We start from the raw sequence: 17,524 nt of genomic DNA on the forward strand, positions 1-17,524 counted from the left end.
TGTTGCGGGAGTTCTTGACCGAAACCGGCGAGAGCCTCGACACGGTCGACAACCAGTTGGTTCGGTTCGAGCAGGACCCCAACAACGCGAAGATTCTCGATAACATCTTCCGCCTGGTGCACACCATCAAGGGGACCTGCGGCTTCCTCGGCCTGCCGCGGCTGGAAGCGCTGGCGCATGCCGGCGAGACCCTGATGGGTAAATTCCGCGACGGCATGCCGGTCAAGGCTGAGGCCGTGACACTGATCCTGTCCTCGATCGACCGCATCAAGGAGATCCTGGCAGGGCTCGAGGCCACCGAGGCCGAGCCTGAAGGCGACGACCGCGATCTGATCGATCAATTGGAAGCCATGGTCGAGCGCGGCATGGCCGCCATGGCCGCTGCTGCAGCTGAAGAAATGCCTGAGGTCGCCGCACCTCCCGTGCAGCCGGCGATGTCCGAAGGCACGCTGGTGGTGCAGACGCTGGAGCGTCCGTTGCGCCCCGGCGAGGTCTCGCTCGACGAACTCGAACGCGCTTTCCGCGAGACCGCGCCCGAAGTGGTCGTCCCCGCGCCTGTCGCCAAACCCGCCGCGCCTGCGGTTGCTGCGGTTGCCGCAGCCGAGCCCGCCGAGGTCGCGAAGAAGCCGGCCCGCAAGGCGGCTGCCGCCGAGGGCGACGTCCCGGAAGGCGACAAGATCGCCAACCAGTCGATCCGGGTCAACGTCGACACCCTCGAACATCTCATGACCATGGTCTCCGAGCTGGTCCTGACCCGCAACCAGCTGCTGGAGATCTCCCGCCGCAACGAGGACACCGAGTTCAAGGTGCCGCTGCAGCGTCTGTCCAACGTCACCGCCGAGCTGCAGGAAGGCGTCATGAAGACGCGGATGCAGCCGATTGGCAACGCCTGGCAGAAGCTGCCCCGCATCGTCCGCGACCTCTCCGGCGAACTCGGCAAGCAGATCGAGCTGGAGATGCACGGCGCCGACACCGAGCTCGACCGCCAGGTGCTCGACCTGATCAAGGATCCGTTGACGCACATGGTGCGCAACTCCGCCGACCACGGCCTGGAGACCACGGCCGAGCGGGTCGCCGCCGGCAAGGGCGAGCAGGGCACCATCCGGCTCTCTGCCTATCACGAGGGCGGCCACATCATCATCTGCATCGCCGACAATGGCCGCGGGCTCAACACCGAGCGGATCAAGGCCAAGGCAGTCCAGAACGGTCTCGTCACCGAGGCTGAACTGGAGAAGATGACCGAGGCGCAGATCCACAAGTTCATCTTCGCGCCGGGCTTCTCGACTGCCGCCGCCATCACCTCGGTCTCCGGCCGCGGCGTCGGCATGGACGTGGTCCGCACCAATATCGACCAGATCGGCGGCACCATCGACATCAAGAGCGTGGCCGGCGAGGGCGCCTCCGTCACCATCAAGATCCCGCTGACGCTCGCGATCGTCTCCGCCCTGATCGTGGAAGCCGGCGGTGACCGCTTTGCGATCCCGCAGCTCGCCGTGGTCGAGCTGGTGCGGGCGCGGGCCAACTCCGAGCACCGCATCGAGCGGATCAAGGACACCGCGGTGTTGCGGCTGCGCAACAAGCTGCTGCCGCTGATCCACCTCAAGAAGCTCCTGAAGATCGACGACGGCGCGACCTCCGATCCCGAGAACGGCTTCATCGTGGTGACGCAGGTCGGCAGCCAGACCTTTGGCATCGTGGTCGACGGCGTGTTCCACACCGAGGAGATCGTGGTCAAGCCGATGTCCACGAAGCTGCGCCACATCGACATGTTCTCCGGCAACACCATCCTGGGCGATGGCGCCGTGATCATGATCATCGACCCCAACGGCATCGCCAAAGCGCTCGGCGCCTCCGGCTCCTCGGCCCATGACATGGCCGACGACAGCGCCTCGGCCCATGCCTCGTCCGGCGAGCAACTGACCTCGCTGTTGGTGTTCCGTGCCGGCTCCAGCCAGCCCAAGGCGGTGCCGCTCGGCCTCGTCACCCGGCTGGAGGAGATCGCAACCGACAAGATCGAACTCTCGAACGGTCGCTACATGGTGCAGTACCGCGAGCAGCTGATGCCGCTGGTGCAGATGGCCGGCGTCAATGTGCAGACGCAAGGTGCGCAGCCGATCCTGGTGTTCGCCGACGACGGCCGCTCGATGGGGCTGGTGGTCGACGAGATCATCGACATCGTCGAGGAGCGGCTCAACATCGAGGTCGCGGGCTCGCAGGAGGGTATCCTCGGCTCGGCCGTGATCAAGGGCCAGGCCACCGAGGTGATCGACGTCGGCCACTTCCTGCCGATGGCGTTTGCCGACTGGTTCTCGCGCAAGGAGATGCGCCCCTCGGCAAGTTCGCAATCCGTGCTGCTGGTCGATGACAGTGCCTTCTTCCGCAACATGCTGGCGCCGGTGCTGAAGGCCGCCGGCTACAAGGTGCGGACCGCGCCGAACGCGCAGGAGGGGCTTGCCGTGCTGCGTTCGGGGCAGGCCTTCGACGTCGTGCTGACCGACATCGAGATGCCCGAGATGAACGGCTTCGAGTTCGCCGAAAGCATCCGTTCCGACAACAATCTGACCGGGCTGCCGATCATCGCGCTGTCGGCGATGGTGTCGCCGGCGGCGATCGAGCGCGGCCGGCAGGCCGGCTTCCACGATTATGTCGCCAAGTTCGACCGTCCCGGCCTGATCGCGGCGCTGAAGGAACAGACCGCCGAACTGCGCCGGGCGGCTTAAGGAACTGTCATGATGACCAGCAAGACCGAGACAAGCGAAGGCGCGATGGTCGAATACGTCACCGCCGTGATCGGCGGCCAGCTGTTCGGGCTGCCGATCTCGCGGGTGCAGGACGTGTTCATGCCGGAGCGGCTGACGCGGGTGCCGCTGTCATCCGCCGAGATCGCCGGCGTGCTCAATCTGCGCGGCCGCATCGTCACCGTGGTCGACATGCGCGCCCGGCTCGGGCTGCCGAAGGCCGATGACGGCAAGCCGCCGATGGCGGTCGGTGTCGACCTGCGCGGGGAATCCTATGGCCTCCTGATCGACCAGATCGGCGAGGTGCTGCGGCTGCCCGACGACGGCTGCGAGGAAAACCCCGTCAACCTCGATCCCCGCATGGCCAAGCTCGCCGGCGGGGTCCACCGCCTCGACGGTCAGCTCATGGTCGTCCTCGACGTCGATCGCGTACTCGAATTGATGCCCGACGCCAAAGCAGCCTGACAAGGCGGCGTGAGATCAGGGCGAGTTGAACTGAAGAACCTAAACATCCCTGTGGGGATGAGGAAGTAGAGGTCGCAAATGAGAACGTGTCTTGTTGTCGATGACTCAAGCGTCATTCGCAAGGTCGCCCGCCGCATCCTGGAAGGTCTCGATTTCCAGATCACCGAAGCCGAAGATGGTGAGAAGGCGCTCGAAGTTTGCAAGCGCGGGCTGCCTGATGCGGTGCTGCTCGACTGGAACATGCCCGTCATGGACGGCTACGAGTTCCTCGGCAATTTGCGCCGCATGCCCGGCGGCGATGTGCCGAAGGTGGTGTTCTGCACCACCGAAAACGACGTCGCGCATATCGCGCGTGCGCTGCATGCCGGTGCCAACGAATACATCATGAAGCCGTTCGACAAGGACATCGTCACCGCGAAGTTCCAGGAAGTCGGACTCCTCTAGAGCATGATCCCTCGCGACAAACGCACAGCGTTCGCGCGAAGGTCATGCTGAACCAAAGTCTGCGTTCGATCCGGCGGCGGAAGCCTCCGGCTCAACGTTCGTAATCTGTGCCGTTGCGTCGCTGGTGAAGTTATGAGTGTTGCGTTGACAAGTGCTACGGCCCCGACATCGACCCGGACCGACAAGGTCCGGGTGATGGTAGTCGACGATTCCGTGGTGATCCGCGGGATGATCTCGCGCTGGATCGGCGCCGAGCCCGACATGGAGGTCACGGCTTCCCTGCGCACCGGCCTCGACGCCGTCAACCAGCTCGAGCGCATCAACCCCGATGTCGCGGTGCTCGATATCGAAATGCCAGATCTCGACGGCATCTCGGCGCTGCCGCAGCTGTTGGCCAAGAAGCGCGACCTCGTCGTCATCATGGCGTCGACGCTGACCCGCCGCAACGCGGAGATCAGCCTCAAGGCGCTGTCGCTCGGCGCATCCGATTACATTCCAAAGCCGGAAAGCACGCGCGAGGCGACCGCCGCGGAAACCTTCCGCCACGATCTGATCCAGAAGATCCGTCATCTCGGCGCCAAGGCGCGGCGCGGCGCGGGTCACAATTCGGCGAGCCCGCCGCTCGCGCCGAGCCAGGACAGGTTGCGTGCGGCGGCTCCGGGCGCGGCACCGGCGCCGGCGCCGGCTGCGCCAGTTCCAATCGCCCGCCGCGCGTACGGCCTGCTGCCGCCGAAGGTGCTCCTGATCGGCGCTTCGACCGGCGGCCCGCAGGCGCTGATGTCGCTGGTCGCCGAGATCGGGCCGCTGATCGATCGTTTCCCGGTGCTGATCACCCAGCACATGCCGCCGACTTTCACCACCATTCTCGCCGAGCACCTTGCGCGCACCAGCAAGCGCCCGGCCCATGAGGCTGTTGACGGCGAGACCGTCAAGCCTGGCCAGATCTATCTTGCGCCGGGCGGCCGCCACATGCGCGTGGTCCGCCATGGCATCGATGCCGTGATCGCGCTCGACGACGGCCCCCCGATCAATTTCTGCAAGCCCGCGGTCGATCCGATGTTCACGTCCGCGATCGACGTCTGGCAGGGCAGTATCATGTCGGTGATCCTGACCGGCATGGGCTCCGACGGCATGCGTGGCGGCAAGGACATCGTCGCGGCCGGCGGCAGCGTGATCGCGCAGGACGAAGCCTCGAGCGTGGTGTGGGGCATGCCCGGTGCGGCCGCCAACGCCGGCATCTGCGCCGCCGTGCTGCCGCTCAATCAGATCGCGCCGAAACTTGTTCGTGCGTTTTCGGGAGACCGTTCGTGACGCCCCTGGACTATGAGTATCTGCGTAAGCTGCTGAAAGAGCGTTCCGGCCTCGATCTCTCCGCCGACAAGCAATATCTGGTGGAGAGCCGGCTGGTGCCGCTGGCGCGCCGGTCGAACCTAGCCGGCATCCCCGAGCTGGTCCAGAAGATGAAGGGCGGCGCCGAGGCGCTGACATCAGACGTGGTCGAGGCGATGACCACCAACGAGACGTTCTTCTTCCGCGACAAGATTCCATTCGACCATTTGAAGGAAGCGGTGCTGCCGGCGCTTGCGCAAGCGCGCGCGGCGCGGCGCGGCCTGCGCATCTGGTGCGCGGCCGGCTCGACCGGACAGGAGCCCTATTCGATCGCGATGCTGGTGAAGGAAATGACCGCGCTGTTCACCGGCTGGCGCGTCGAGATTATCGCCACCGATCTGTCGCAGGCGGTGCTGGAAAAGGCCAGGGCCGGCCTGTTCAGCCAGTTCGAGGTGCAGCGCGGCCTGCCGATCCAGATGCTGGTGAAGTATTTCACACAGAAGGGCGAGCTCTGGCAGCTCAACGCCGATATCCGCGGCATGGTGCAGCACCGCCAGCTCAATCTGCTGCAGGACATCTCCCATCTCGGCACCTTCGACGTGATCTTCTGCCGCAACGTGCTGATCTATTTCGACCAGAACACCAAGGCCGGCATCTTCGCCAAGCTCGTCCGGATGCTCGAGCCCGACGGCGTGCTGGCGCTCGGCGCCGCCGAATCCGTCGTCGGCATCACCAGCGCCTTCAGACCCTATCCCGACAGGCGCGGGCTCTATCAGCCGAACACCGCGCCGGTGGCACGCGCCGGTGGCGCGCCGCATGTGCTGAAGGCCGTGGCCTCGGCTGCGCGTTGAGTTGAAGCGAGGCGATCGCGGTTCTTTCCACGTCATTGCGAGCGAAGCGAAGCAATCCATCTTTCCGCAAGCGGAGGCATGGATTGCTTCGTCGCTTCGCTCCTCGCAATGACGGGCGCGGAAGCGTTCGCCTCTCTCCATTTACAAAATCGCGTGCGGCAGAAAACGCGACGTATTGCCGGTGATCGGGTTCTCGTCCTCGCGGATCGACAGGCCGCACGGCGTGTGATCGACCAGCCAGCTGCCGAGCACCGGATACTGCCCCGAAAAATTCGGCAGCGGCGCCAGCGCCTGGCGAATGAAGCCCTCGGCGCCGTAGGGTCCTTCCTGCGCGGCCAGCGTGGTGCCGGCGCTGACCAGCTCGATATTGGCGCCCTCGCGCGAATAGATCGGTTTGCGCACAAAGGACGTGCCGAGCTGTGCGGCCTGCGGGTCGTCCTCGAAATAGGCCGGCAGCAAATTGGGATGGTTGGGAAACATCTCCCACAACAGCGGCAGGATGCCCTTGTTCGACAGAATTGCCTTCCACGGCGGCTCGATCCAGCGCGTCGGCGCCTTTGCGAGATCCTTGCCGAACGCGTCGTGGAACATCCATTCCCAAGGATAGAGCTTGAATGCGAGCTCCATTGCGCGGTCATCGAGGTCGACGAATTGCCCGTCGTCACGCAGCCCGATCTCCTCGATGTCGAGCAGCGTCGTTGTCAGACCCGCCTGGGCCGCGGTGTCCTCGAGATAGGCGAGCGTGCCGGCGTCCTCGGCATTTCCGGTCATGCCGGTGAGATGCAGCAGATGCGAACCGCCGAGCTTCTTCCAGGCCTCGATCAGGTGCTCGTGGATCGAGTTGAACTGGTCGGCGCGCTTCGGGATGATGTTGCGTTCGATCGCCTGTTCGAGCCAGGTCCATTGAAACACCGCCGCCTCGAAGATCGAGGTCGGCGTGTCGGCGTTGTATTCGAGCAGCTTGGCAGGGCCGTTGCCATCGAATTTGAGATCGAGCCGGCCGTAGAGGCTGAGCTGATCGCGGTGCCAGCTCTCCGAGATCAGGTTCCAGAAGGCTTCCGGAATTTTCAGCCGGCGCAGATAGGCCTCGTCGTCGACCGCGCGGCCGGCGAGCTCGAGGCACATCGCGTCGATCTCGCCGGTTGGCGCCTCGATGCCGCGTTCGATTTCATCGAGCGTGAAGGCGTAGTAGGCGCGCTCGTCCCAGTAGCGTTCGCCGTCGATGGTGTGAAAATCGAAGCCGGCGCGCTCCGCCGTCTCACGCCAGTCGTCGCGTTCGGGGCATTCAATGCGCTGCATGGGTCATCGCGTTTGCGTCAGACAAAGCGTGCGTCAACCGCCGCCATGCGGGTGACCGCCATGAGGGTGGCCGCCGAAGCGACGCGGGGCGGCGCCGAAGCCGCCATAGGCGGGCCGGCAATAGGGCCGGCCGTCGGGACCGGGGATCAGGACGTTGCCGGGACCGCAACCACGCCGTGGCGCAAATCCCATCGAGACTGCGCCAATGGCTGAAGTCCCCATCATTGTCAGCACGACACGTCGTGAGCGTTTCATGGATGCGATCCTCCCCCGGTAAGCGGCCTTAAGTGTCCATCACATGCGACGGCTGGGCAAGCGAAAGCATGCGATCACACAGCAACGTGCAGCAACGACGTCAGCCACCGCCAAAACCGAACGCGTGCGCGAACGAGCCAAAGCCGCCGCGGCTCACCGAACTCGCGCTGGCGGCGGATGACGATGACGAGCCGCCGCCGGATGAGGAATCGCTGCTGAAGAAGCTGCTGCGCGACGACCAACTGCCGCCGCTGCCACCATGGCCGCCGGACGACGATGAGTTGCGCGGCGCGCAGTCGACGCCGGGTTGCGGCACCGCAGGCGCGGCGATGCCCGGCGGCGGTGGCTGCGGGGGCTGGCAAGTCTGGCGCGGCATCAGCGCATAGGCGCTGCCGCCGACCGCGAGCGTGCCCATCACCAATAGCGCAACGTGGTTGGAGCGCTTGACCGGCGGACCCGGCTGCGGCGGCGCAGCGGGCCGGCGCCTGCCGAATTCCGGATTCGGTTTGGTTGCCATGGTCAGTAGATCATGCAGGCCGCGTTCAGCGCGCCTGCGGCCAGCGAGGACAGCCCGAGCCAGATCGCTGCGGCCATCTCTCCGGAGGCGATCCGCGCCGATAGGTTCGGCACCGGGATCTTCACGATGTAGTAGACGATGATCTGCACGATCAGCGCGATCATGCTCCAGATCAGGCAGTCCACGACATTGGCGGAGTGGGCGATGGCGCTGACGACGGGCAGCACGAAGCCGAGCAGGCTCAGGCCCAGCGCAATCGCTGCCGCCGGATCGTTGTCGCGGATCAGCTGAAACTCGTCGTGCGGCGTGACACGCGTGTAGACGAAGAGATAGGCGACCACGGCGATCAGCGCCGTGCAGAAATAGACCAGGAATGCCGGCAGGCCGGCGAGGGATTGCAGGATCATGTCGTGGCGCGCCCCGTGGATCCTCAAGAATCGTGTGCCGGAAGGATGACACGATCTGTTGGTCGGTGCACGTCCGTATCAGGTTCAGGGGACATCGTGTGGAATGCCGTGACCTTGGGGGGCATGGCCACAAACAGCGCCCGCCGTCAGGCGAGGCGCTGTTCGTTTCATCGCTGTCCGAAATCGTGGCCGCGCGCGTTCATTTTCCGGTCTTGGCTTTCAGCTCGGCAACCTCGCTCGTGAGCTGGTCGACGGTGGCCTGCAACTGACTGATCTGCGCGGCCGGATCGCCTCCGATCGTGGTTGGATCGGGCGGCAGTTCAGGAATGTTCTTGAACTGGTCGAGGGCGTCCTTCGTCGCCTCCTTCGTGTGCTTGTCGATTTCCTTGAATTCTTTCTGCAGCTTGTCGGGCTGGATCTTGTCAGGATGGACCTTTTCCGGCTGAAACTTCTCCAAATGTTGCTTTTCGATATGCTTCGCATGAATTTGCGTCTCGAAGACCTCCTTGTGTGGCTTGTCGGGGTGAGTCTTGTCGAAGTCCTTGTGGATCTTCTCCAGGTCCTTGTCCTTGTGGGCCTTGAACAGCGCGTTGTGCGCCGCGTTCGAGAGGATCGCGTGCAGGTCGCGCACGCGCAATTCGCTGACGGGCGTGTCGGCGCCGACGGCGGGCCTATCCTGCTGGGAAACGAATGGTTCGGAAGATTTGGGGTCTTTGGCCATGATCAATTCTCCAAAAATATCGAATGATGAATTGCCGGAAAACCACCCCCGCGAATATCACTATAAAGCAGCACTAAGAGAAAATGCAATCTTAGCGTGCTTCACTTAAATGCGATCTGCCGGCAAGCAGATGCGCAAGCGCGGTGCTGATCGGCTGGCCCGTGGCGCGCTCGAAGAACAAAAAGCCCGGCGAGGGATTGGCCTCGAAACAGAAATATTCGCCGTCTTGTGTTTCCTTCAAATCGATGCCGGCGAACAACAGGCCCAATCGCTTCGTCAACGCGACGCATCTGTGCGCGACCTCGCAAGCCAGTTCGGTCGGTTGCATCAGGATCGGCTCGCCATCGCCCGCGGCATAGCGGTAGTCGACCGATGGCGTCTCGATGCGGGTGGCAAAGATCCGATCGGCAACGACGTGGACCCGAACATCCGCGCCCTGGATTCGCTGCTGGAACTGCGCCGGGCCGTGACGCAGCAGCGGCAGCCGCTCGGCCTGTTGCGAACCGAAACGGCGAACGATGGAGCGAACCCCGCTGATGGATTTGTAGATGATGTCGTCATTGTGCTCGGCGGCGAACGCAAGTGCCGCAACGGGATCGTTGGTGATCAGCGTCGCAGGCACCGGGAATCCGCACGCGCGGATCAGCATTGCCTGGTGCGGCTTGCTGCTGTTCGACATGCCGGCGAGGACCGGGTTGACGACCGGGCAGGGCAGCGTATCGATAATTGCGCTGAGCGCGGCCATCCGCTGTGCCTGAAGCGCCTGCGCCACCGCGGCCGGAATTCCGGGCAAATCCGCTGCCGGCGCCTGCAGCGGCCTGAAATACACGCCCGTCAGGTCATCGACGTCGAGACGCCAATCCGGACCGGAAAAATATCCGCCGTGGAATTCGCCGTTGGTCCATTGTGTGTGCACGGTCGATTGCAGGGCGGAGTCCGTCGAGATGTTCGGGCTCAGCACCCGATAGGCGAGTTCCTCCGCCTCAAGCCGCGCGCACACCAGCTCGGTCACGGGTTCGCTGACATTGCCGCACACCAGAATCATGACAATACCCATGACAATGGCTTGGCGTGGCCGGATAGCTCGCCGCTCTGTGTCAGCGTATCGGCCACGCCCTCCGCGATGGCCTCTCGTGCGACGGGACCGAACAATTCGAAGCGCGGACGATGTTCGATATCCAGCACACGCGGCCTCTTGTCCGACGTGACGATGAATTCCGCGAACCCAAGGCCTGCTGCGGCGGCGAATGCGCAAAGCCGCGCGGAGACGTCTTTCGCCGTATCCGGCGTTCCGTCATCCCAGACCAAATGCGGCCCGGCCACGCAGGCGCGCCACGCGCCGTGATGGAGTTCTGTCAGTCGCACGGGCGCCAGTGACGCGCGCTCCGCAACCTTCGCTGCATCCGTCTCGGGCACGAGCTGGCGCGCCCCGTGGCCTGTCACATGCTCAATGGCGGCTCCGCCCTGACGCGCCAGAAACCTTGAAAGCTCCCCGGCGTCTCCGGTGATGACGCTGTCGAGCGGCGGCAGGCCATGTCGCCGCAGCAAGGCGCCCCAGACCATGATCGGCCGCCGCATGCCGTACCACGACCATGCGGGCGGCCGATCGACCACCGGGCATGGCAGGCCCCACAGCCAGCCGAGCATGGCGGCTTCGGCCTCGGCCTGATTGTAGAACAGGTCCTCCTGCGACCATTCCTCCGATGGCCGGACGGGCCGGGCGACGCGTCGTGCCGCCAACACGCCGTCAATAGCAGCGGTCTCGCCTCCGATCGTCAGGGCAGTGTCCGACCGGTTGCTGTCGAACCGCCAGGCTGTGCACGCGAGATCCATAAAGGGATCGCTGATCGTCCGCGTTTCATGCGACCGCCCGGCCAGCGCGCGGCTGACCGCCGCGAGGCATGGATCATCTGAGGCTCCAAGCAGGATGAACATCGGCGTTCCCTTCGTTCAGCGAACGAAGCCCGGGCCGGAGTACACCCGGATTAATTCCCGCCACGATTGTGCGCTAGATATCGATCGCTCACAGGTGATATGGTTCACAATGCCCCAAACAAAAACTCCGCCGTTTGCGGCGGGGTCCAGTCGGGAGCAGTGAACCGTGAGGTTCGCGGCATGAAGCCGTAACGCTTGGGTCGATGAAGTTGCGGCCTTCGGAGGCGTTGGCGAGCTTGTTGCGCAGCATCAGGGGACGAATTGCCATGCCAGGTTGTGATCCACTTCACAACGGGCTCTGCAATAGCGGTCTATATGACACACAACCTGAAGTATATTGTTGAACGAGATCGGTGATCGCCATGACGACGAGCTATGGCACGGACATCCTGCCGATGTTCCGACCGGGCGACATCGGTTGCATGACTCCGAAAGATGTTCATCTCGGCGACGCCGCCTGGATGTGCGACCCGCTCGCCAATGACGATTTTGCCGACCACGCCAACGCACGCCGCGTATTCGCCGCGCTTTCATCCGGATTCATGCCGCCGGGTCACAAATGGTCGCAGGACCAGCTCGATATCTATTCGAGCTGGATGACGGACGGATTCCAAACCTGAACCCGAGTGGAGAGCAAGATGAGGAGATCGATCAAGACGGCGCTCGCCTGTGGTGTGCTTTTGCTTCCCGGCCTTCCGGTCGCGGCGCAGACGACGCCGAATCCGGCGATGAATTCACCCGATCAGCTGGCCTGGCAATTCTTCATCCAGGTCAATACCCGCGCCGGCGGCAGCAATGCCCTGTTCGAGACCTGGGCCAGCGATAGCGACACCTTCAAGGTGAATCCGCAGTTTCCGACGACGCCGGCGCCGCTCGCGCTGCATGAACCTGCGGTGCCGGATGCGGGCCGGGTAGCGCTGCAGAGAGCCGGCAAGCTGCTCCCGGCGATTCCGCCCGGCAAGGGTGCGCTGGAGGAATCGCGGCGCAACAAGGAATCCTTCGACTTCATCGTGCAGAACAATTTGTACAAGGTGTCTGGCCTTCGCGCCGCGTTCGGCAAGACCATTTCGTTTCCGGTCGGCGCGATGGAGGTCAAGGCGAACTGGATGCTGGTGACGGATATTCCGGACTTCAGCGGCGGCAAAGTGACGCTCGCCGATGTACCCAAGCTGTATCATGTCAACACCGGCGCCGACGGCAAGCAATATGCCTTCGTGTCGATGCACATCATCTCCAAGGCCGTTCCGAACTGGACCTGGGCGACGTTCGAGCACCAGTTCAATCCGGCGCGATGCGACATCATCGGATGCAGGGACTCCTTCGGCGCGCAGACCAGTCCGGTGAGCCCCAATTCGCAGGCAAACCAGGGATACCCCGATTGCGTGAAGACGCCTCCGCTGAAGGCCATGATCGCGGCCGCCGATTGGGATCCGGCATTTGCGAATTATTGCCTGAAGGGGTCGCAGACGGACTTCACTGACGCCACCGGTCTCGACGTCCGTCTCGGCAATTCGGTCACCGAAAACGGCTTCGTCGATCAATCATCCTGCATTACCTGCCACGGCCGGGCGGCCTGGGACAGCAAGGGGGCCGCCACCTCCCAGGCAGGCTTTGACGACAATGGCGCACCGCTCGGCCCGATCCAGCCCAGCTGGTACTGGAGCTTCTCCAGCCAGCCGCCGATCTTCGAGGGCATGAGCGGCGTCGCGCAGATCGCGACGTCGGCGGACTTCGTCTGGTCGATCCCGTTCTGCGCGCTCGACGACACCCAGACCCCGCCGAAGGTCAACCGGAACTGCAAGGGAAAATGAGCCGGCGGGCGCATCGGTGACCGACCAAAAGGTACAACTCGCCGGCAGTTATCGCGCCGCTCCGCCGGATGCGACATATGTCGGCGAGGTCGATCCAGACGAAGTTATCGTCATCACGGTCTATCTGAAGCGGCGCACGCCCGATGCGTTTCAAGCGGGAAGTGCCGGAGACCTCGCCCGGCTGTCGAAGCCGATCACGCGGCGCGCGCTCGCGACGCAACGCAAACGCACCCATGGCCGCGCCGCCGAGCGCATCAAGAAGCTGGCCGCCAGGTTTCATGTCGCGGTGCTCGATATCGATCTGTCCCAGCGCATCGTCGTGCTGGAAGCCACGGCACGCCTGCTGACCGGGATCCTCGGTGCGACGCTGCGCATCTACGATGATGGTCACAGCCGCTTCCGCGCCCGCGTCGGCGCAATGGCGGTGCCGAAGGAAATCGCGCCATGGGTGCGCGCCATCCTTGGCTTCGATCAGCGGCCGGTGTCGAGGCCGGTGCCGCGGTTGACCGCGCTCGCCGGTGCCGGAGCGGGCGCCGGACTCTGGCCGACGGACGTTGCCGCGCTTTACGGCATTCCGCTCGATCGCGACGTATCGAAGGTCTGCGTCGGCATCATCGCGCTGGGTGGCGGTTACCTCGCAACCGATCTGGCCCATGCGCTCGCCGCAATGGGACGTGAGGCTCCCAAAGTCATCGACCAGGCCGTTACGATCAAGCCCGCCGTGCCTGCCGGCGCCGCGACGTCCGGGGCCGGCAATCAGTTCGGGGGCGGCACGGTGCCCGACGAGGAGATCGCGCTCGATCTCCAGATCCTGGCGAGCCTGCTGCCCAAGGCGCGGATCGTGGTCTATTTCGCAGGCAACACCATTCAGAGCATGGTCGGTGCGATCAACCAGGCGATTTTCGACGACGTCAACCGGCCGCAGGTGCTGTCGGTCAGTTGGGGCAGCGCGGAGACGTTCTGGAGTTCTTCGGCCCGCGACGCGATGCAGGGGGTGTTGGCAGACGCCAAGCGATTGAACGTCACGGTGCTGTTCGCGGCCGGCGACCAGCTCGCCACCGGCGGATTGAACGACGGTAACGCGCATGTCTGGTTTCCTGCGTCGAGCCCCTACGCGCTGAGCTGTGGCGGAACACAGCCCGCCAGCGGCAACGCCGGCGCGGCTGGCAACGAGGAGATTGTCTGGAACGACGGCACCAGTGGGACCGGCGGCGGCATCAGCGATGTGTTTTCGGTGCCGGCCTTTCAAACCGGTCTGGCGCTGCCGCCATCGGTCAATGACGGCGCCATGCGGCGCGGCGTTCCCGATGTCGCCGCCGCCGCTTCCGGTACGCCAGGCTACCGTATCGTTCTCAACGGCGCCGTGGTGATCAAGGACGGCACCAGCGCGGCCGCTCCGCTCTGGGCCGGACTGATCGCGATCGCCAACGCAGGGCGCGACAAGCCGCTCGGCTTCGTCAATTCCGCGCTCTATTCCAATGCGGCCCTGTTCAGGCCGATCGAGCACGGCAACAACCGTGTCGACGGCATGGGCTATGATGCGGGCGCCGGCTGGAATGCCTGCACCGGATTGGGTGTTCCGAAAGGCGCCGATCTCGTCACGGCCCTGGCCGCAATCCTGGTGGCGTAAACACCCCACAAACAAAAACCCCGCCATTTACGGCGGGGTCCAGTCGGGAGGAGTGAACCCTGAGGTTCGCTGCATGAAGCCCGTGAAGTCTTAGGCCGGAATTCGCTCTTCGACTTCGTGCGGCTCGCGCAGCACGTAGCCACGGCCCCACACGGTTTCGATGAAGTTGCGGCCTTCGGAGGCGTTGGCGAGCTTCTTGCGCAGCTTGCAGATGAAGACGTCGATGATCTTCAGCTCCGGCTCGTCCATGCCGCCATAGAGGTGGTTGAGGAACATTTCCTTGGTGAGCGTGGTGCCCTTGCGGAGCGAGAGCAGCTCCAGCATCTGGTATTCCTTGCCCGTCAGATGCACGCGCTGGCCGCCGACCTCGACCGTCTTGGTGTCGAGATTGACTACGAGATCGCCGGTCTGGATCACCGACTGGGCGTGGCCCTTGGAGCGGCGCACGATCGCGTGGATGCGGGCGACCAGTTCGTCCTTGTGGAAGGGCTTGGTCATGTAGTCGTCGGCGCCGACGCCGAGACCCTTGACCTTGTCCTCGATGCCGGCGAGGCCGGAGAGGATCAGAATTGGTGTCTTGATCTTCGACACCCGCAGCTGCTTCAGCACGTCGTAGCCGGACATGTCGGGCAGGTTGAGGTCGAGCAGGATAATGTCGTAATCGTAGAGCTTGCCGAGATCGACGCCCTCTTCCCCGAGGTCCGTCGTATAGACGTTGAAACTCTCGGACTTGAGCATCAGCTCGATCGACTGCGCGACGGCGCTGTCATCTTCAATCAGCAAAACGCGCATGCCAAGTTCCCCATCGTCGCCGCTCCGGGCGTCAGGTCGGCCGCATTCGCGGCACTTACAAAACGCCTTTGAACAACTGATTCGGATCCTGACAAGATATGGTTAACAAAAACTGATTCTGCTTCGCAAGCTCTAACCGTGCAATTTTTGTCGAATCGCCCTAAGATATTGCGTAGAAGAACCTTTTGCTATCCGTTCTCGTTCAGATTCCACATTAAGAGACGGGCCTAACCGACTCTCGCGACTCGCCCTTCCTCAGAACGGGCGAGCAACCCCAGTCACCAAAGACAGTGACGCAATGATTAACGATGCGGGTAAACACGAGGTTAAGCGGCCAGGGCAAAATCTCGGAAACTTAAGGTTTTCGCAATGAAGGCCCTCGCGGAACAGATCGGTGACATCGACGGCGTCAACATTTATGGCCGTGTGGTCGGTGTTCGCGGGCTGATGGTCGAGATCGCGGGGCCGATCCACGCGATGTCGGTCGGCGCCCGCATCGTGATCGACGTCGGCGGTGGCCGCTTCATCGCAGCCGAGGTGATCGGCTTCTCCGGCAGCAATGCCGTGGTGATGCCGTTCGGCGGGCTCGAGGGTGTCAGGCGCGGCTGCCGTGCCGTCATTGCCAATGCTGCAAGTCAGGTGCGGCCGTCGCCGGCCTGGCTCGGCCGCGTCCTCAACGCGATGGGCGAGCCGATCGACGGCAAGGGGCCGCTGGTGCAAGGCGCCTCGCCGATGCCCTATCGAAACTCGCCGCCGCCGGCGCATTCGCGCCAGCGGGTCGGCGCGCCGCTCGATCTCGGGGTGCGCGGACTCAATACATTCCTGACCTGTTGCCGCGGCCAGCGGCTTGGCATCTTCGCCGGTTCCGGCGTCGGCAAGTCGGTGCTGCTGTCGATGCTGGCGCGCAACGTCGACGCCGATATCACCGTGATCGGGCTGGTCGGCGAACGCGGCCGCGAGGTGCAGGAATTCTTGCAGGAAGACCTCGGCGACGAGGGCCTGGCGCGTTCGGTCGTAGTGGTCGCGACATCGGACGAGCCGGCGCTGATGCGGCGTCAGGCGGCGTATCTGACGCTTTCAATCGCGGAATATTTCCGCGACGAGGACAAGGACGTGCTCTGCCTGATGGACTCGGTGACGCGCTTTGCGATGGCGCAACGCGAGATCGGCCTGTCCGCCGGCGAGCCGCCGACCGCCAAGGGCTATACGCCGACGGTGTTCACCGAACTGCCGAAGCTGCTGGAGCGGGCAGGGCCGGGCACCGGCGTCGGCACCATCACCGCGATCTTCACGGTGCTGGTCGACGGCGACGATCATAATGAGCCGATCGCGGATGCGGTGCGCGGCATCCTCGACGGCCATATCGTGATGCAGCGGGCGATCGCCGAGCGTGGCCGCTATCCGGCGGTCAACATCCTCAAGTCGGTCTCGCGCACCATGCCGCGGTCCGCCGATCCCGACTTCCTGTCCTTCATTACAAAGGCGCGGCAGGTGATGGCGACCTATGCCGACATGGAGGAACTGATCCGGCTTGGCGCCTACCGGCCGGGTTCCAGCCCTGAGGTCGACGAGGCGATCCGGCTGCACGAGCCGCTCGAGGCATTCCTGCGCCAGGCCAAGGATGAGGCCACCAGCCTCGGCGATGGCTATCGCCAACTGGCTCAAATCCTTTCGGGTTTGGAAACGGAACGCTAACTTTGTCGGGCCATCATCCGCGGCAGCCTAATAGCGATGCCGGCGGGGCCCAGATGGGAGCCGGCTTTGTCCCGCGTTCAAAATAGGGACTTCTGGGGAGTATGAGTCGATGAAGTCACGTGAAACGCTGATCCGCCTGAAGAAGTTTCAGGTCGATGAGAAGCGCCGCCGGGTTACCCAGATCGAAGGCATGATCGCCGACTTCCAGCGCATGTCGGTCGAGCTCGAGCGCGAGATCCAGGTCGAGCAGGAGCGCGCCGGGATCAACGATCCCACCCATTTCGCCTATCCAACCTACGCCAAGGCGGCGATCCAGCGCCGGGAGAATTTGACCCGCTCGGCCGACGAATTGCGCACCCAGCTCGATGATGCCAAGGCGCTGCTGTCGGAGGCATTCGAGGAGCTGAAGAAGGTCGAGTTGCTCGACGAGCGCGACCAGGCGCGCGAGCGCGCCGAAGAGAGCGCCCGCGAGCAGGCCGACATGGACTCGATCGGCCTGATGCGCGCCCGTCTCGGCGTCATCGCCTGACGCATTTCATCAACGTCGAAAGACGGAGAAACCCGGGCCTTCGGCCCGGGTTTTTGTTTGATAATGTCCACAGCCGGCCCACTGGTGGACCGTGTCGTCAGAAACT

18 protein-coding genes are annotated in these 17,524 nt (G+C 64.0%); 10 read left to right on the forward strand and 8 right to left on the reverse strand.

Features of this window, described 5'->3' with window-relative positions; all coding sequences use genetic code 11:
- Nucleotides 1-2 precede the first annotated feature (2 nt).
- From UP10_RS21865 to UP10_RS21885, 5 genes are all read left to right on the forward strand, one after another.
- Nucleotides 3-2,720, forward strand: a complete 2,718-nt coding sequence (locus UP10_RS21865; RefSeq protein ID WP_044588331.1) for a hybrid sensor histidine kinase/response regulator — start codon at nt 3-5, stop codon at nt 2,718-2,720.
- A gap of 12 nt (nt 2,721-2,732) precedes the next feature.
- Nucleotides 2,733-3,203, forward strand: a complete 471-nt coding sequence (locus tag UP10_RS21870) for a chemotaxis protein CheW (protein WP_044540291.1) — start codon at nt 2,733-2,735, stop codon at nt 3,201-3,203.
- Between the two features lie 78 nt (nt 3,204-3,281).
- Nucleotides 3,282-3,647, forward strand: coding sequence for a response regulator (locus UP10_RS21875; protein WP_044540270.1), 366 nt, complete (start codon nt 3,282-3,284; stop codon nt 3,645-3,647).
- 132 nt (nt 3,648-3,779) lie between these two features.
- Nucleotides 3,780-4,958 (forward strand): protein-glutamate methylesterase/protein-glutamine glutaminase, encoded by a 1,179-nt coding sequence (locus UP10_RS21880; RefSeq protein ID WP_044589349.1) that lies wholly within the window; start codon nt 3,780-3,782, stop codon nt 4,956-4,958.
- On the forward strand, nt 4,955-5,827 hold the full coding sequence (locus tag UP10_RS21885; protein ID WP_044589350.1) for a CheR family methyltransferase: 873 nt from the start codon (nt 4,955-4,957) through the stop codon (nt 5,825-5,827). The genes UP10_RS21880 and UP10_RS21885 overlap by 4 nt, the downstream gene beginning before the upstream one ends.
- A gap of 141 nt (nt 5,828-5,968) precedes the next feature.
- Here the strand turns inward: UP10_RS21885 and UP10_RS21890 are convergent, their stop codons facing one another.
- From UP10_RS21890 to UP10_RS21915, 7 genes are all read right to left on the reverse strand, one after another.
- Nucleotides 5,969-7,126, reverse strand: coding sequence for a glutathionylspermidine synthase family protein (locus tag UP10_RS21890; RefSeq protein ID WP_044589351.1), 1,158 nt, complete (start codon nt 7,124-7,126; stop codon nt 5,969-5,971).
- A 33-nt stretch (nt 7,127-7,159) separates the two neighbouring features.
- Nucleotides 7,160-7,381: a hypothetical protein gene (locus UP10_RS43220; RefSeq protein ID WP_082077216.1), complete on the reverse strand. Its 222-nt coding sequence runs from the start codon at nt 7,379-7,381 to the stop codon at nt 7,160-7,162.
- Between the two features lie 100 nt (nt 7,382-7,481).
- On the reverse strand, nt 7,482-7,898 hold the full coding sequence (locus UP10_RS21895; protein WP_044589352.1) for a hypothetical protein: 417 nt from the start codon (nt 7,896-7,898) through the stop codon (nt 7,482-7,484).
- A 2-nt stretch (nt 7,899-7,900) separates the two neighbouring features.
- The gene (locus UP10_RS21900; RefSeq protein ID WP_044540264.1) at nt 7,901-8,305 is read right to left on the reverse strand and encodes a DUF350 domain-containing protein; all 405 of its coding nucleotides are present in this window, start codon (nt 8,303-8,305) and stop codon (nt 7,901-7,903) included.
- Between the two features lie 199 nt (nt 8,306-8,504).
- Entirely contained in the window at nt 8,505-9,026 is a 522-nt protein-coding gene (locus UP10_RS21905) for a hypothetical protein (RefSeq protein ID WP_044589353.1), read from the reverse strand.
- Nucleotides 9,027-9,117: 91 nt separating this feature from the next.
- Nucleotides 9,118-10,083, reverse strand: a complete 966-nt coding sequence (locus tag UP10_RS21910) for an MvdC/MvdD family ATP grasp protein (protein ID WP_156180203.1) — start codon at nt 10,081-10,083, stop codon at nt 9,118-9,120.
- Nucleotides 10,068-10,961, reverse strand: a complete 894-nt coding sequence (locus UP10_RS21915) for a hypothetical protein (RefSeq protein ID WP_044589354.1) — start codon at nt 10,959-10,961, stop codon at nt 10,068-10,070. Before UP10_RS21915 ends, UP10_RS21910 begins: the two co-directional genes overlap by 16 nt.
- A gap of 362 nt (nt 10,962-11,323) precedes the next feature.
- On the opposite strand from UP10_RS21915, the gene UP10_RS21920 reads away from it, so the two are divergent.
- The 3 genes from UP10_RS21920 to UP10_RS21930 are packed head-to-tail and all read left to right on the forward strand — an operon-like array spanning nt 11,324 to nt 14,402.
- Nucleotides 11,324-11,581: a hypothetical protein gene (locus UP10_RS21920; RefSeq protein WP_044589355.1), complete on the forward strand. Its 258-nt coding sequence runs from the start codon at nt 11,324-11,326 to the stop codon at nt 11,579-11,581.
- 18 nt (nt 11,582-11,599) lie between these two features.
- The gene (locus UP10_RS44485; protein ID WP_156180204.1) at nt 11,600-12,772 is read left to right on the forward strand and encodes a hypothetical protein; all 1,173 of its coding nucleotides are present in this window, start codon (nt 11,600-11,602) and stop codon (nt 12,770-12,772) included.
- A 16-nt stretch (nt 12,773-12,788) separates the two neighbouring features.
- Entirely contained in the window at nt 12,789-14,402 is a 1,614-nt protein-coding gene (locus UP10_RS21930; protein WP_044589356.1) for a S53 family peptidase, read from the forward strand.
- Between the two features lie 90 nt (nt 14,403-14,492).
- Here the strand turns inward: UP10_RS21930 and ctrA are convergent, their stop codons facing one another.
- Nucleotides 14,493-15,194 (reverse strand): response regulator transcription factor CtrA, encoded by a 702-nt coding sequence (gene ctrA / locus UP10_RS21935; protein ID WP_007600544.1) that lies wholly within the window; start codon nt 15,192-15,194, stop codon nt 14,493-14,495.
- A gap of 369 nt (nt 15,195-15,563) precedes the next feature.
- Here ctrA and fliI point away from each other — a divergent pair, with 369 nt between their 5' ends.
- Complete coding sequence (gene fliI / locus UP10_RS21940; protein WP_044540260.1) at nt 15,564-16,889, forward strand: flagellar protein export ATPase FliI; 1,326 nt, start codon at nt 15,564-15,566, stop codon at nt 16,887-16,889.
- Between the two features lie 109 nt (nt 16,890-16,998).
- The gene (fliJ, locus tag UP10_RS21945; RefSeq protein ID WP_044540259.1) at nt 16,999-17,418 is read left to right on the forward strand and encodes a flagellar export protein FliJ; all 420 of its coding nucleotides are present in this window, start codon (nt 16,999-17,001) and stop codon (nt 17,416-17,418) included.
- The last annotated feature ends 106 nt before the right edge of the window (nt 17,419-17,524 follow it).

The organism is Bradyrhizobium sp. LTSPM299, from assembly GCF_000938235.1.
GTDB lineage: Bacteria > Pseudomonadota > Alphaproteobacteria > Rhizobiales > Xanthobacteraceae > Bradyrhizobium.